The organism is Scytonema sp. UIC 10036, from assembly GCF_009725235.1.
Genome location: NZ_WJFC01000031.1, coordinates 74,702 through 89,562, shown reverse-complemented (window position 1 = coordinate 89,562; position 14,861 = coordinate 74,702). Strand labels below are relative to the sequence as shown.

The 14,861-nt window shown below is 41.7% G+C and carries 14 protein-coding genes and 1 pseudogene; 8 read left to right on the top strand and 7 right to left on the bottom strand.

Translation table 11 applies throughout. From position 1 onward, the window contains the following. Positions 1 to 90 precede the first annotated feature (90 nt). Positions 91 to 381 carry a DUF3288 family protein gene (locus F7734_RS16995; RefSeq protein WP_155745791.1) on the top strand — a complete coding sequence of 97 codons (291 nt, stop codon included), beginning with the start codon at positions 91 to 93 and terminating at the stop codon, positions 379 to 381. A 104-nt stretch (positions 382 to 485) separates the two neighbouring features. Here the strand turns inward: F7734_RS16995 and F7734_RS16990 are convergent, their stop codons facing one another. Beyond that, complete coding sequence (locus F7734_RS16990) at positions 486 to 2,081, bottom strand: MlaD family protein (protein WP_155745790.1); 1,596 nt, start codon at positions 2,079 to 2,081, stop codon at positions 486 to 488. 107 nt (positions 2,082 to 2,188) lie between these two features. Next, positions 2,189 to 2,971: an ABC transporter ATP-binding protein gene (locus tag F7734_RS16985; RefSeq protein WP_155745789.1), complete on the bottom strand. Its 783-nt coding sequence runs from the start codon at positions 2,969 to 2,971 to the stop codon at positions 2,189 to 2,191. Positions 2,972 to 3,093: 122 nt separating this feature from the next. Here F7734_RS16985 and F7734_RS16980 point away from each other — a divergent pair, with 122 nt between their 5' ends. Together F7734_RS16980 and F7734_RS16975 are read left to right on the top strand one after the other, a co-directional pair. Further along, positions 3,094 to 4,620 carry an NAD(P)/FAD-dependent oxidoreductase gene (locus F7734_RS16980; RefSeq protein WP_155745788.1) on the top strand — a complete coding sequence of 509 codons (1,527 nt, stop codon included), beginning with the start codon at positions 3,094 to 3,096 and terminating at the stop codon, positions 4,618 to 4,620. Between the two features lie 277 nt (positions 4,621 to 4,897). Next, complete coding sequence (locus F7734_RS16975; protein WP_155745787.1) at positions 4,898 to 5,410, top strand: peptidoglycan-binding protein; 513 nt, start codon at positions 4,898 to 4,900, stop codon at positions 5,408 to 5,410. Positions 5,411 to 5,573: 163 nt separating this feature from the next. On the opposite strand, the pseudogene F7734_RS16970 reads toward F7734_RS16975, so the two are convergent. From F7734_RS16970 to F7734_RS16950, 5 genes and pseudogenes are all read right to left on the bottom strand, one after another. Then, positions 5,574 to 6,758 (bottom strand): annotated as a pseudogene (locus F7734_RS16970) (RRXRR domain-containing protein). Between the two features lie 498 nt (positions 6,759 to 7,256). After that, positions 7,257 to 8,597: a dihydroorotase gene (locus F7734_RS16965; protein WP_155745798.1), complete on the bottom strand. Its 1,341-nt coding sequence runs from the start codon at positions 8,595 to 8,597 to the stop codon at positions 7,257 to 7,259. 98 nt (positions 8,598 to 8,695) lie between these two features. Continuing rightward, a complete protein-coding gene (locus F7734_RS16960; protein ID WP_166481954.1) occupies positions 8,696 to 10,048 on the bottom strand; it encodes a histidine phosphatase family protein in 1,353 nt (450 codons plus the stop codon). Between the two features lie 321 nt (positions 10,049 to 10,369). After that, positions 10,370 to 10,741, bottom strand: a complete 372-nt coding sequence (locus F7734_RS16955) for a hypothetical protein (protein ID WP_155745786.1) — start codon at positions 10,739 to 10,741, stop codon at positions 10,370 to 10,372. Positions 10,742 to 11,046: 305 nt separating this feature from the next. Further along, positions 11,047 to 11,748: a fasciclin domain-containing protein gene (locus F7734_RS16950; protein WP_155745785.1), complete on the bottom strand. Its 702-nt coding sequence runs from the start codon at positions 11,746 to 11,748 to the stop codon at positions 11,047 to 11,049. A gap of 166 nt (positions 11,749 to 11,914) precedes the next feature. On the opposite strand from F7734_RS16950, the gene F7734_RS16945 reads away from it, so the two are divergent. From F7734_RS16945 to F7734_RS16930, 5 genes are all read left to right on the top strand, one after another. Next, a complete protein-coding gene (locus F7734_RS16945; RefSeq protein ID WP_155745784.1) occupies positions 11,915 to 13,072 on the top strand; it encodes a DNA cytosine methyltransferase in 1,158 nt (385 codons plus the stop codon). After that, on the top strand, positions 13,062 to 13,760 hold the full coding sequence (locus tag F7734_RS16940) for a PD-(D/E)XK nuclease family protein (protein ID WP_155745783.1): 699 nt from the start codon (positions 13,062 to 13,064) through the stop codon (positions 13,758 to 13,760). The genes F7734_RS16945 and F7734_RS16940 overlap by 11 nt, the downstream gene beginning before the upstream one ends. A 153-nt stretch (positions 13,761 to 13,913) precedes the next feature. Then, positions 13,914 to 14,186, top strand: a complete 273-nt coding sequence (locus tag F7734_RS16935; RefSeq protein WP_155745782.1) for a type II toxin-antitoxin system HicB family antitoxin — start codon at positions 13,914 to 13,916, stop codon at positions 14,184 to 14,186. A 73-nt stretch (positions 14,187 to 14,259) separates the two neighbouring features. Further along, a complete protein-coding gene (locus F7734_RS65345; RefSeq protein WP_279239731.1) occupies positions 14,260 to 14,394 on the top strand; it encodes a hypothetical protein in 135 nt (44 codons plus the stop codon). A 77-nt stretch (positions 14,395 to 14,471) separates the two neighbouring features. Next, complete coding sequence (locus tag F7734_RS16930; protein WP_243146924.1) at positions 14,472 to 14,771, top strand: PD-(D/E)XK nuclease family protein; 300 nt, start codon at positions 14,472 to 14,474, stop codon at positions 14,769 to 14,771. Positions 14,772 to 14,861 lie beyond the last annotated feature (90 nt).

The window sequence follows — 14,861 nt, the reverse complement described above, 5'->3', positions numbered from 1 at the left end:
GGTTAGGGGTTAGTGGTTAGTGGTTAGTAGTTAGTGGTAATTTTTAAACAAGTAACTACTAACTACTAACCACTAACATTTCTAAATTTTATGAGTGCGGGAAATAAAGACCAACAGCACCCTCTTTACAATCGCGATCGCCCCATCATCGATACTTTACTAAATCAAGATGCTACTGATTATAATTTAGCAGAATTAGCTAGATTGCGAATTCGCTATCAAGGTTTTCCCGGTGCAAGAGACATTCAAAGGGATCTAAACAAGATCATACAGCAATGGGACCTTACTGAAGAACAATTGTTTGAGAAAACTCGACAGATTCACAGCCAGGGAGGTATCTACAAGAGTCGTGGCAAACGGGAAGAAGAAGATTGGAACTAGGGGCTAGGGAGTAGGGAGTAGGGATTAGGGAGTAGGGAGTAGGGAGTAAGGGCTAGGGAGTAGGGATTTATTTACTTCTAACCCTAACCCCTAACCCCTAACCCCTACTCTCCCCTCGCCTCACGATGCTGTCTGAGTTGTTTTAAAAGATTTTCTTGGGATGACGGGGAATTGATAGAATTTGTCACTGATTTAGGTTGTTGAGGTGGTTGCGGCGGTTGTTTATCAAAACTTTTAATCACTGTGGGTACGACATCATCAATGACAATTTGCTGCTGAGTTGTGCTTGGAGTATCAGTACTAAAGGTAATTGATGTTGGTAGAGCAGTTTTAACGGGACTGCGATCGCTATCTAATGGAATGTTAAAGGTCATCCGTGGTAGCTTCGTAGTTGTGGGGGGAGTTGCAGTTTTGGAATTGTGAACGACAGCTTTGATTGAATCTAAAGTCGTCGCAACACGTATGTCCTGCTGTATTTCCTGTGTGGAAGACACCAAGCTACTTAAACCATTAACCAGTTGTCTGAGATTTTGCCGAAAAGCTGGGTCTCCTGTCAATTCGTCCAAATCAGATGTTATTTTCTGGGTATTCTCAAACGTTACCCGTGCAGAATCGAGAGTTTGTTGCAGTACTAATAAATTGTTGGAATTGTTGAGAGTGTTGGTAACATCGCGCAAGTTAGCAGAAGCTTGTGCGGCGTTTGCCGATAAAGTTTCTAAATTTTGCAGTAATTGTCCTTGGGTAACGCGATTGACAGTCGGTGATAAGCTGCTTACTGTTTGACGCAATGCTTTACTAGTTTCAGTAATATTATTTAATGCGGCAACTAGTGAAGAACGGTTATCGACAAGCACGGTATCAAGATTATTAATCAGTTTATTAGCTTGATTTGCTGTCAAACGGATTTCCCTAGCAGTCTCACCAAATTGCCCTGCCGTACCACTAAACTGCCCTGCAGTTTTACTAATTTGGTTTAAGGTTTGGGTCGTGGATGTACTAAGTTGATCTAAAGTTTTAGTAGTAGATGACGTCAGCTGAGTTGTTGCTTGTTGAATTGTACTATTTGTTTCAGAAATACCATTAATTTGTTGTTGTAAGCTTTTGCTTACAACATTAAGGTTACGGCTTAATTGAGCAACACTTTCTGCTGCCACTGCAGTGTTTTCCACAGCTTTATTAACATTTTTATAAAATTGTGGATTGGTGTATAGGGTAGCTAAATCTGTTGTTGTGCGAATCAGTTCGTCAAGACTGATGCCAATTTGACCTTTTAACCGAGAACCATTACAAACAATAACTTGGGGGTTACAATTTTTGTCCAAAGGTTTAGCGAAATCCCCAGAGGGTAGCAGTTGCATTTTTGGTGTAATATCAACAACACTTTCACTAATTAACCCTGATTGATTGGCTTCAACTTTCACATCGCTGGGAATAATGAGGTTGGAATCGCCAATTTCGATTTCCACTTCAACATTATTTGGACCGGGTCTAATATCGGAGATTCTCCCTATTTTAACACCACGATACCTGACAACTGCACCTTTTTGCATTCCTCCAGCATTAGCAAATTCAACAATGGCTTTGTAGGAATTGCGCCCTGCATTCACTCTATTTAACCATATGATAATTAAACCGAATACACCCACTCCTAGTAAAAGTAATAGTCCGACAGAACCTTCTCGAAATGTTCGCGATCGCATATCAATTCTCCTCTCTATAATTTTAGATTTTGGATTTTGGATTTTGGATTTAATCTAAAATCTAAAATCTAAAATCTAAAATCCAAAATCTAAAATCCAAAATCGTTCTAACCGATAACTTGAATGGGTCCAGTTATACTCCCGCTCATAAATTGTCTAATCAAAGGATGGTCTGTTTTATCCAATTCACTCACTGTACCTTGCCATTGCACTTTACCTTGATAAAGAAACACCAAGCGATCGGCTGTACGACGAATAGTGCTCTCTTGATGAGTTACAATGGCGTAACTGCCACAAACTCCTTGTGTTGATTGCAAATGCCGGATTAAATCTTCTATCACTGTAGAAGCAATAGGATCTAGTCCGGCTGTTGGTTCATCGTATAACAAAACCTCAGAAGTATCTTTGGGGTTATCGGGATTAGACATGATAGCACGAGCAAAACTAACCCGTTTTCGCATACCACCAGAAAGTTCGGCTGGAAAGCGATCGCCTATTCCCCCCAACCCAACCATTTCTAATTTTTCATTAACCAGTTCTCGAACCCGTTGACGAGGCAATTTTGAGTGTTGATAAAGTAAAAAACCTACATTCTCCTCAACAGTCAAAGAATCAAACAATGCCGCCTGTTGAAATACCATACCAATACCAACTGGATCTGTACCATCTTCAATCAAACCTTCTCGTCGTTCTCCTTTTATGTAAATCTCTCCTTCATCAGGAGAAAGTAAACCAGCAATAACTCGTAGAATTGTTGATTTACCAGTACCGCTGGGACCGATAATTCCTAGCGCATCTCCGAAGCCAATCGTCAAATCTACATTATCTAATACTTTATTGCTACCAAAAGACTTAGAAATGCCTTTTAGTTCAATCAATGGTTTGGTCATTGGTTAGTGGTTAGTGGTTGGTAGTTGGTGGTTAGTGGTTAGTAGGGGCGTAAGGTTGGCACGCCCGTACATGGTTAGTGGGAGATAAACTACTAACTACTAACTACTAACTACTAACAAAAATGGAAAATCTTGATGTCATAGTCATTGGAAGTGGTATTGGCGGGTTAACTGCTGCTGCATTACTTGCTCGTTATGGTAAGCGAGTTGTTGTCTGTGAAAGCCATACAGTTCCGGGAGGCGCTGCACATAGCTTTAAACGACGGGGGTTTGAATTTGATTCTGGCCCTTCATTCTATTGTGGTCTGACTGGTGCCAAGAGTTTAAATCCTGTCAAACAGGTTTTAGACGCTTTGGGCGAATCTTTACAAACTGTAGCTTATGACCCCCTTGGTCATTATCACTTGCCAAATATTTCTTTCCCGGTTTACAGCAATGCGGAACGTTATTGTCAAGAAATCGCTAAAACGACACCCAAAGGCGCTAGGGAGTGGAAGCGATTTGCAGACCGCTTGTTACCTCTGTATGAGGCGATGAAGGATATTCCTTCTTTGGCTTTGAGGGCTGATTGGCAGTTAGTACCCGTGTTGGTTGGGCAGTACTTACCATCTTTGTTGAAAATGTTACCTAACTTGCTGCTTGTGCAATCTTCTGTAGGGAGTGTGATGGATGCAACAGTAAAAGACACCTGGGTAAGGCAGCTGATCGATTTGGAATGTTTTCTGTTATCTGGTTTGAAGGCACATGGCACTATTGCCCCTGAGGTAGCTTTTATGTTGGGTGAACGTTCCCGTACTAGTGTAGAGTATCCAGTTGGTGGAAGTGGCGCAATTGTCAAGGCTTTGGTTCGGGGACTGGAACGTTGGGGCGGTGAATTATTACTGGGTCATCACGTTGAGCAAATTCTTGTAGAAAAGGGTCATGGCGCGTCTCTACGTGGGGTTACTGGTGTGCGCCTGAAAAACGGTCAAACTCTAACAGCACCTGTGGTTATTTCTAATGCGAGTCTTTGGGATACGTACTCTCACTTGCTGCAACCTGAAGATTTGCCTCCATCTTTCTGCAAAACGGCTTTAGGTACTCCTGTTGTTGATAGTTTTATGCACTTGCATTTAGGCATTCGTGCTGAGAATTTAGAAAATTTAACAGGGCATCATGTCGTTGTTCATGATGGCGATAAAGATATTACAGTACCGGGAAATACTTGTATGATATCTATTCCGAGTGTGTGGGACGCAACTTTAGCCCCAGAAGGTCATCATGTAGTTCATGCCTATACTTTGGAACCTTTTACTGGGTGGGAACGGAATGATGGTTACGAACAGAAGAAGCACTCAAAAGCACAAAGTTTATATCGAGCGTTAGAGCGAATTATCCCAGATATTAGGGAACGTGTAGTGTTAGAACTTATCGGTACACCTTTAACTCATGCTTATTATTTGCGAAGGTATTGCGGAACTTACGGTCCTGCCATTGAGGCGGGTAAGGGAATGTTTCCAGGACCACAAACACCCATACAGGGTTTGTATCGTGTGGGTGATAGCACTATGCCTGGAATTGGTGTGCCAGCTGTAGCAGCTTCTGGTATTCTATGCGCGAATACACTGATTCAACCACGTCAAACAAAGGAGTTATTGAAAGTTTTATAGCAATTCCCACTTCCGTAAGCGGCAATTCCTCATCTTCACTCTCTGCGATCTCAGCGCCTCTGCGGTTCAAAAGTTATTTTTTAACCGCCGAGACGCAGAGTCCGCAGAGGTAAGGCAGAAAGAGCTATTAATTTCCTGAAGTTTTGCTCCACCTTCACAAGGCTAGCAATGCTCACCCTAGGTGTATGCTCTTAAGACTTTATTCAAAATTGAATTTCCGAAATCGGTGAATCGATCGGTGATTCTAAGGATAGAAACAAATAAAGGAATAAAAATTATGGTTAATCAAGTCACCGCTTCTGCTCAACTTAATAAGCCTGTTCTTCAAGAAGGTTCTAAAGGTGAAGCTGTAAAAGAACTACAAAAGCTGTTATTACAATACGGTGCTTTTGTATTCCTTGGTCCTGATGGTGCTTGTGTATTTCCTGGTGAAGAAGTTATTGACGGCGTATTTGGTGCTAAGACAAAAAATGCAGTCATTCTCTTTCAAAGCAAGGTTTTTCTGAAACAAGATGGAGTTGTTGGCGATAAGACTTGGCAAGCACTTTTCAAAGGTGCGCCAGTTGATATGCCAGTTCTGAAAAAAGGTAGCAAGGGCGAAGTAGTTAAGCGAGCGCAGGAAAGACTAGCACTCGCTGGTGACTACAACGGTGCAATTGATGGTGACTTTGGTACTAAGACAGAAACTGCAGTAAAGTCCTTACAAACTCGTACTGGATTGCCTGTAGATGGTATTGTCGGCGATCGCACTTGGTTCGAGCTAAGCAAAGTCAATACTGTATTCTGCTAAATAATAGCAATTGCCCTCTAGGTTAACCTCGAAGCTACTCCCATTAGCCTGTCTCCTGTTGCGAAAACAGACATGAAAGCTATTGTCGAAGGTAACAAGCTTTAAAGGAAGTAAGCTTCATCAAAATACCCCGTCCCTCTGTAGAACTCTTTTGAGACCTTAGCTATAGAGTAGTTTGGGATAGGAGGGGTGGTTGAGTGGGACTCAATGTCCCTGAAACTACCAACCCCGTAGATCGAGCAACTAAACAACATTTGCTAACTGCTCTTTGACCCAAACGTTTCCAATTAGCGTCTGAAATAGAAAGTTTGTTATCTGTATAGCCAGAACAATAACCTAACTGCTGTGCATATGCAACTAAATCTCCTTTACGAATTCCAAATGGTGTTGTTGAACCACCATAACGCTCTCTAATCCCACCCTTTGCTGAAACTGTATCGTGCAAGCGTCTTCGAGTAATTCTTGGTCGAGAAATCACTTTGAATATTGAGGAAGTGATTGACACTTCACCATACCAAAGATAACCATGACTATTAGCGGTATGAAAAGGTTTGTATTGCACAAAGGAAGTTGAAGCTAAAGCTATAGCGTCTACCGCATGAGTTTGAGGTGATTGCGTTCCTTTATTTTTCTTGTCTTTCAATAATTTTAAGTATTGGCGAATTTGAGATGTTCCATTTCCATCTTTTTGCCAACCAAGTTTAGCGATCGTAGGTGCAAATTGTAGAAGTTGCTCTAACATCCATTTTTGACCAACCATGACAGCAGAAAACCCTTTTCCCGATTTAGCACTCTTTCTTTCACTAGTGCGGTCTACATCTGCCTTAACTCGTTCATAAATGATAGTTGAAATAGGAAATATTTTGCATAACTCAGCTACGACTCTCAACTCTAATTGCCGATTTGAGCGGATACTGGGAGCCAGTTTAGATTGACGGCGGTTATCAAATCGTTGTTGTCTGTGATTGCGGAGTTTGAACGGAACTTTGCGATTAATTCTTCTTCCTCTGCGTCCCCTTCTTAATAATTTACGGTACTCCATCTTGCTGTTAACTCCAGGCATTACTGAACCTTATTTAGGGATAAACCCTATAAGGACAAGATGTAGCATTAAGAGTGTATACTTTTTTGATTGAACTGCAACTCCAGAGTATCTCTTTCCTGGATCGATACCTATATTAATCGGTTGAGTATCATAACCTGATGGGGGTTTTACTAATTGAACATAAAAAATATCTAAATCCGACCATTTTGGTACTGCTTTACCTTGTTCCATCCACTTTCTTGCTCTCGCGCAAGTCGTAGGCATCAATGGTTTATTACCTGGATCTACAACTGGAACTCGCATATTTGACATATGTTGTTGATATTGGTATAACCCAAAATTTGTTTTAGTCCCTTAGCTCAATCAATACAGCGTGTCTCGGCTTTACCCGACGATCTAACCACCAGATCCTATAGAGGTTCGGACTAGGGAAGTATCCGAACGTAATAAACTGTATCGATCTCAGAACTTGGTGAGACCAGCCCTAAAGAAAGGTAACATTCGTAAGGGACTGGCGAACCCTTAAGGGTATTAGTGGACAAATCCTCCCAAGTGAGCTATTCAACAGTTAACTTGCTAATTGTGGTCTTAGCAACCCCCATACGCTATGCGGCGGAGTAGTTGAAGCTAAGATAGCTCCAGAATTTTAGTTTGTGGATTTTTGAAAGGGGCGTGTCCTAGCGAGAATTTAGGATATCCTCCATTGCATGGAATATTCTAACATTTTATTACTCTAGTATTGTTAATTTCTAAAAAAATTTTGTACAAGCGAGTAAGGGATAATACTTAACCGACACCTGGTCACTGTTTACCGGTCGCTGTTCTGACAACGCGACCTTGGATTTGTTGACCCAGCCATGGTGTATTAGTTGACAGCGTGTATAGGTTTTTCTTTTCAACTTTCCAGCTTTCTTGGGGATCGAATAAAATCATTTCTGCTTGTTCCCCTGGTGCGATCGCACTGGGTTTTTGTTGCAAGCACTCTGCAGGACGGGTACTTAAAGCCCTCCACAATTCTACAGCCGTCCATTCCCCACTTTCCACCAGAGATTGCCATAAAAAAGGGAATGCCAATTCAAAGCCAATTGCACCGGGCGGGGCTTCAGCAAAGGCAACAGTTTTTTCTTCATAAGTGTAGGGCGAATGGTCAATCGCGATCGCATCTACCACACCTGTTTTTACTGCTTGCCGTAACGCCGATAAATCTTTAGAATTTCCTAAAGGTGGTTCCAATCGCAGACTCGGATCGTAACTTTTAACTGCTTTTGTATCCAATAAAAGATGCATCCAAGTTGTACTGGCAGTCACAGGCACGCCACTAGCTTTTGCTGCAGCAATAAGTTCAACGCTACGAGCAGTAGAAACACGCATAATGTGTATTGGTATGCCTATGGGAGAAGCTAATTCCAATAAAGCAGCAATGGCGGATGTTTCTGCACTTACAGGTATAAAAGGCAACCCCAATCTGAGAGCATCTAAACCTTCCCGTACTACTCCATTGCCCTTCAACTCAGGATTGCAGCAGTAAAACGCTACTGGTTTTCCTAAAGGTTGGAGATATTCCAACACTCGTCGCACCAAGGCAAAATTTTCCCAAGGTTGACCATCTGTAAAACCAACTACCCCTGCGGCTGCTAAATCTGCCAATTCCGTCATTTGCTTACCAGCAACTTTCTCAGTCATTGCACCCCAGACATTAACAAGAGGAAGGGAGACAGAGGTAGGAATTTCTCCTTGTCCTCCTTGTCCTCCTTGTCCTCCTTGTCTCTCTTGTCCCCCTTGTCCCTCTAACATTCTGCTTTTTTGCAACAACTGTGCCACAACAGAGGGGTCATCAACGGCTGGAGATGTATCGGGTAATACATTTATTCTTGTAAAACCACCGGCAGAGGCAGCTTGCATGAGAGAAAGGAGACTTTCCCGTTCTTCAAACCCAGGTTCCCCAGAATGACTGTATAAATCCACCAATCCCGGTCCCAGAACTAACCCCTGACAATTTTTGATGTGGGTATCATTTGGCAAATCAGAAATGTTATCGGCAACAAACCCAATTAAGCCATCTTTAATGAGCACATCAGTAATGCAGTCAATCCCAGACACTGGGTCAATAACCCTTACTTGTTGTAGCAGTTCGCTTGTCATTTTATCCATTAGCTATTAGCTATTAGCTATCAGCTTGCTTTGATTCAAATATCAGCTTTGTACAAGTGTACAGTTTTTTAGACGATATGCTAAATATGCTACAATGCTCCTGCTGCTGTTTTATCCAACACACCTCCTCCTAAGTGAGCGGTGATGTTCATTGCTTGCAGTACTGGCAAACCATTCTTCCCAAGGGGATAATCGATAACGCTAACGGCTCCATTCCCTTGACGGAAATTCCAGAATTGTTCTGATGACAAACCTAAAATATGACAGAGCAAAGTTTTATTAGTCGCATCGTGAGCAACAACCAGTCCGGTTTTGAGACCCTTTGTTAATGCTGTTTCTACAATAGATTGCCATGCTACAACAGCACGATCCCAAACTTGTTGCAAATTTTCCCCTTCTGGCATTTGCACTTGGGCTGGTGTTGTACGCCAACGATGCAACTCGTTGGGAAACTCTCGGTCAATTTCTTCTTCTAATTTTCCTTCCCACAGCCCGTGGCTGATTTCCCTCAAACCATCATATAGTTGCAATTCCAGATGGGGATGGGATGCCAAAATAATTTCTGCTGTTTCTTTAGGACGTAACATTGAACTACTAACGGCAAAATCAATGGCAACATCTTTGAGAAATTGGGCGGCTTTCTGCGCTTGCTGTCTGCCATTGTCATTGAGAGGAACATCAATTTGACCTTGAAATCTTGTTTGACGGTTCCACTCCGTTTCTCCATGCCTCACTAATAATAATCGTACTCCTTGATGATTGGGTCTTAAGGAGGGGAGAGTTTCTCCAAGATGTTGGGTTTGATTTAGGGATTCGAGTTGAACAGATTCCCCCAAACCTCCGGAGAAATTCAGGACGGTAATATTACAGTTAGATTGTTGTATGGAATGGTAGCGAGCTGCTGGAATGGAAAGTGCCGTGCTAATCAAAGCACGATTAATACCATTATGTCCGACAATAAGAATCGTCTCGCCTTGATGGCGCTGTAGAACCTCTTGCCAAAATTGACGTGCTTGTTCGTACAAAGCTAGGACGGGAAAGAATTCTCTTTTTTCTTCACCATCTTGAATTAGCATTTGGAGTCTATCTGGGGTTTGCTGCCAAACGCGGTAGTCTTCGGTAAACTTCTCCTTAACTTCAGCAGTTGCTAATCCTTGCCATAAAGGAAGGTCAATTTCTAGTAACTTCTCAGAAGTTTGGGCAACGGGGCATTGTTCGGAACGATCGGCTAATTCATGACGAATAGTCTCTGCTGTGTCTTTGGCTCGCTGTAGGGGGCTAGTGTATATTGCGCTAAATACGATACTAGCAAGAGATCTGCCCACTTTAGTCGAATCAGCACGACCTTGTTCTGTGAGCTTAGATGCATCAGTACGTCCTTGTATGCGTTTTTCGGCGTTGTATGTGCTTTGACCGTGACGCACAATAATTACACGGGTCACTTTTTGCCCTCCTCTATTTTAATTGCCCGAAGCAAACCTCTATTACTAGTAGCAGACTGTTGCCCGTAAGTACATGACACGTTTCTACTAGTTAATTGCGATCGCACGAGATTTACTTGCGTAACATATAAAAAGAGTATCATCCATTGCCTCGTGAGATGCTTGTGACTCAATATATTTCTTGAAGTGAATATTAAGTGTCCCTCCAGATTTTTGGGCTAAAGCTTACAATCTGGAGGGACTCAGACGACTTATTGAAGTTTCCAAAATTTCGAGTACCTTATTTACTGAATGAACAACGCTACGTGAAATCCTGGATTTCTACCTAGGTGTCACTTGGACTTCCACTGCGTTTCCATTATCAAATGGCTGATTTCCGCCTTGTGGTATGATGGTGTTGTTTGGATTAAACCTTTCATTCTGACGCAACTCAACGCGATCGCTCAGTGGTATGACACCAGTTGGAGCTACCTCAACATTTGTCCTGGAAATGCCACCTGAATTTTTGTCTGAAAAAAATCTTGAGTAATCGTTTTCAGCCGATCTATTACCTATCCCATTTAAAGAGCCACCCTTGATGGTGTAGTTTTCTTGGGTGCGTTGCGGTGTTTGCAAAGATTGCCCGTAAGCTGCACCCCATATGCCCATAGTTGCTGCCATTGCAGTCAAAGCAACGATAGTTCCAGTATTCATTGTTCTCACCAAGTCTCTAAATTTTGCCTTAATGATATTATAAAAGGTTGGGTTTTGTCTTTATTGTAGGCTCGGCTACAAAAAAATAAGTATACCCATATACAGATTATTTTTACTTATAAAGTCATATCATGTCCGCTTACATACCTTGAATAAAACTCACGCAAAGACGCAAAGGCGCTAAGAAATTAAGAAAATTTTATTATGCTTTTCCTACTGGATATGATAAAATCTGCGATTCTGTTCAAATGACAATACCCTGCTAAACCGCAAGGGCTTGGCAGGGCAGACTTAAGAAGTCGATCCTATTGAGGAGCTTGGCTTTGCTGCTGTGTTTCCAAGCGAGACGCAATGGTCTGACGCAATTGCTCTGGAAGGAGTACGCGGTTAACTGCGTGTATCACTCCATTCTTTGCACGAATATCGGGTTGAATAACGCTACCATCATTGACAACGACTCTTTCAGGAGTTACGCGAACTGCTACTCCACCGCCCAATGTGTTTACCGATCCGGTGGACAATTTGTTGGAGGTGACTTCACCAGGGACGACATGATAGGTGAGAACTTGGCGTAAGAGAGTTCTGTTCTCAGGTTTGAGCAAAAATTCTACAGCCCCTTGAGGTAAAGAATTATTGAAAGCTTCGTCCGTTGGTGCAAAAACGGTATATTTGCCACTAGCAAGTGTGTTAGCTAAGCCTGCTGCTTCTACAGCTTGTGCCAAAGTGCTAAAAGATTGATTTGTTGAGGCAAGTTCTACCAAGTTTCCAGATGCAGCACCAGATGCACCTGTAGGAGATCCAGGGTACTTTGTTCCGCTTGCGGGTGGTACGGGATCGTCTGATGGAACAGATGATGGAGGTGTTGCTCCGGGCTGTGAAGTGCTGTTGTTGGGAGTGGTCGTTTGACCTTGGGCGATCGCTGGAACGCCAAAGAAAGTTGTTACACTGATAATACCTGCGATCGCTGCCAGTTTCCGAGCGTACTGATTTAGATAGCCAGTCTTCATTGTTGCTCTTGCCTCTGTTGTAACAAAATGTTGCTTTTCTTAAATTTAATTAATTTTTGTTTTCTTGCCCTCTCATGAAAGGCATACACCTATAAGCGTAAAAAAACATCATTTATCTCAATAAACTTGATATAAACATTATTTGGGAGTTATTGAAAAAGCTAGAATGGAACCAGTGCAACTGTCTTTGTTTTCGATAGAAGAGGAGCAAAAATCAGGGAAAAAGCAGAAAAAAGCTAAATTAGGTCGCTATGAACGCATTCAAAGAGAACTAGAAACATCTGAGCGCGACCCCTACAAGATATTTATTGAAGTTGAACCGCCATTACTACCGACGTATAACTATAGATTTGTGGATTTATTTTGCGGTGCCGGGGGAATGACGCAGGGTTTTGCTCAAGCTGGGTTTCAACCAATAGCGAGTGTAGAAGTGAATGAAATTGCTTCTGCAACTCATAAAATTAACTTTCCCAAGTGCCATCATTTTTGTGGCGATATAGAAAAATTTGATTCGCAACAATGGTTATGTGAAATTGATTCGCCCGAAGTCCATCTTGTTGTGGGTGGACCTCCATGTCAAGGATTTTCTGTTGCAGGAAAACGCGATTCTAAAGACCCTCGAAATCGATTGTTTCGTGAATTTGTGCGGGTTGTTTCGGAAATCCAACCTTGGTATGTTGTTATGGAGAATGTACCGGGAATTTTAACTATAAATAACGGGGCGGTTAGGGAGGAAATTTGTGAGTTTTTTGCCAGTATTGGTTATCCTCACATATCTGTTGCTATTTTAGAATCTGCAGCATATGGAGTTCCTCAAATTCGCCCGAGAGCCATCTTTATTGCTAATCGATTTGGTATGGCAAACCCCTATCCAAAGGCTCAATTATTGTCTCATCAATATAAGCCTATTGAATCAGCAATTGCCGATTTGCCAGAGTACACGCCCATCCCAGAAATTAACCATGAGTGGACTCGTCATTCTCCCGAATATATGGAAAGAATTGCTCAAGTTCCACCGGGGGGTTCTTTATATACAAAATATGTTGATGCTTTCAAGCGTCAATATCGAGGGTTACCCAGTATGACAGTCAAAGAAAATCATGGTGGGACACACATTCATCCTTATCTCAATCGTGTAATTTCAGCACGTGAAATGGCAAGATTGCAAACATTTCCAGATACATTTCTTTTTGCAGGTTCCATGAAAAAAGCAATGTGGCAAATTGGAAATGCTGTACCACCTCGCTTAGCAGAGTGTATTGGGTACGCGCTGATTCCTTCCTTAAATGAGATATACCGGAAATTAACTAGCAATGCCTTCTAAGATAGAACTACTACCCCCTCTTAAAGCTAAGTGCGTGCGGGAAAATGGCAAACAATATTATGTGGATGCTTTGGGAAACCGTTTTCCAAGCGTGACAACTATATTGAATGTCACAAAACCGCAAGAAGAACGAGACAGACTGAATAATTGGAAATTTCGTGTTGGGATAGAAGAAGCAACCCGTATTTCCACAACAGCTAGTCGTCGGGGAACCCAAACTCACAAACAAATTGAACGTTATTTGCTTGGGAAAAACTTTGATTGTCCCGAAGCGAGTCTTCCTTATTGGCAAAGTATCAAACCTGTATTAGAAGAAATTGATACAGTGAGACTTGTGGAAGGTTCGGTGTTTCACTACAACAAAAGCTATTCTGGGAAAGTGGATTGTGTAGCAAGTTATCAGGGGATTCCTTGTCTTTGTGAGTGGAAGACTTCTGATAAGCCTAAAGAATCCATTGAGCGATTGTATGAGTATCCATTGCAACTAACGGCTTATTTAGGAGCAGTGAATGATTGCTATGGAGATTATGGTATTAAGATAGATCGTGCGTTGTTAGTTGTGGCAATTCCGGAGAGAGAGGCGGAGATATTTTGGTTTGAACCAGAAGTCATGCAAGAGTATTGGGAAAAGTGGGAAAAAAGGGTTGCTGAGTATTGGCAAAGAATGGGGAACGGATACAATGAGTAGCATAGCTGAGTGTACTGGTTACGTGCTGATTTCTTCTTTAAACTAAGATATCCAGAACCTCTCACAGGGAAAGTAGCAATGCTTTCTAAAACATAATATGTGTTTAAATAGAGATGAAAAGTAATTTCGATTTCTAGAAGAGTGTAAAATTGAATGGCTGTACAGTTTATCCTTAGTGATTATGTTGAAAAAGCTTTGGCACAGGCAGTTTACGACAAACTGGAAGACGGCTCATTTGCTGGTAGGATTCCATCTTGTACGGGAGTTATAGCCTTTAGTCCAACATTGAGAGAATGTGAAAGTGAGTTACGCTCAACACTTGAAGACTGGATTTTACTAGGGTTTAAATTAGGACATTTTTTACCAATTATTGATAATATTGACTTAAACCAGGAGCCAACCCTTGAGCAGATGAATACCATCTAAACGTCGGGAGTTTGTACAAAAAATAAGACAACTAGGCTTTGAAAGACCGTATTCTGGAACTAGCCATCAGTTTATGACTTATGCACAGTGTCGGTTGACTATTCCTTCTAATAATGAGTATTCAGTACCACAACTAAGAATGATGATTCGGGAAGTAGAGGTGATTCTAGAGCGAGAAATTACACTGGAAGAATGGAATAGTCTTTAATCGTCAAACTTCACTGGTAATATCTCAACTTACTGCGTAACGTTCATTATCTCCATATTGAGGCATGAAGTCATCAAATGTCAGGAGTTTCGGAACAGCATAACAAAAGCTATTCTGGAAAAGTGGATTGTGTAGCCAGTTATAAGGGGATTCCTTGTATTTGTGAGTGGAAGACATCTGATAAGCCTAAAGAATCGATTGAGCGATTGTACGAATATCCATTGCAACTAACGGTTTATTTAGGAGCAGTGAATGATTACTATGGAGATTGTGGTATTAAGATAGATCGTGCTTTGTTAGTTGTGGCAATTCCGGAGAGAGAGGCGGAGGTATTTTGGTTTGAACCAGAAGTCATGCAAGAGTATTGGGAAAAGTAGGAAAAAAGGGTTGCTAAGTATTGGCAAAGAATGGGGAAGAATACAATAAGTAGTAAAAAGTACGATTGTTAATAATGGAATTGCTGCGCT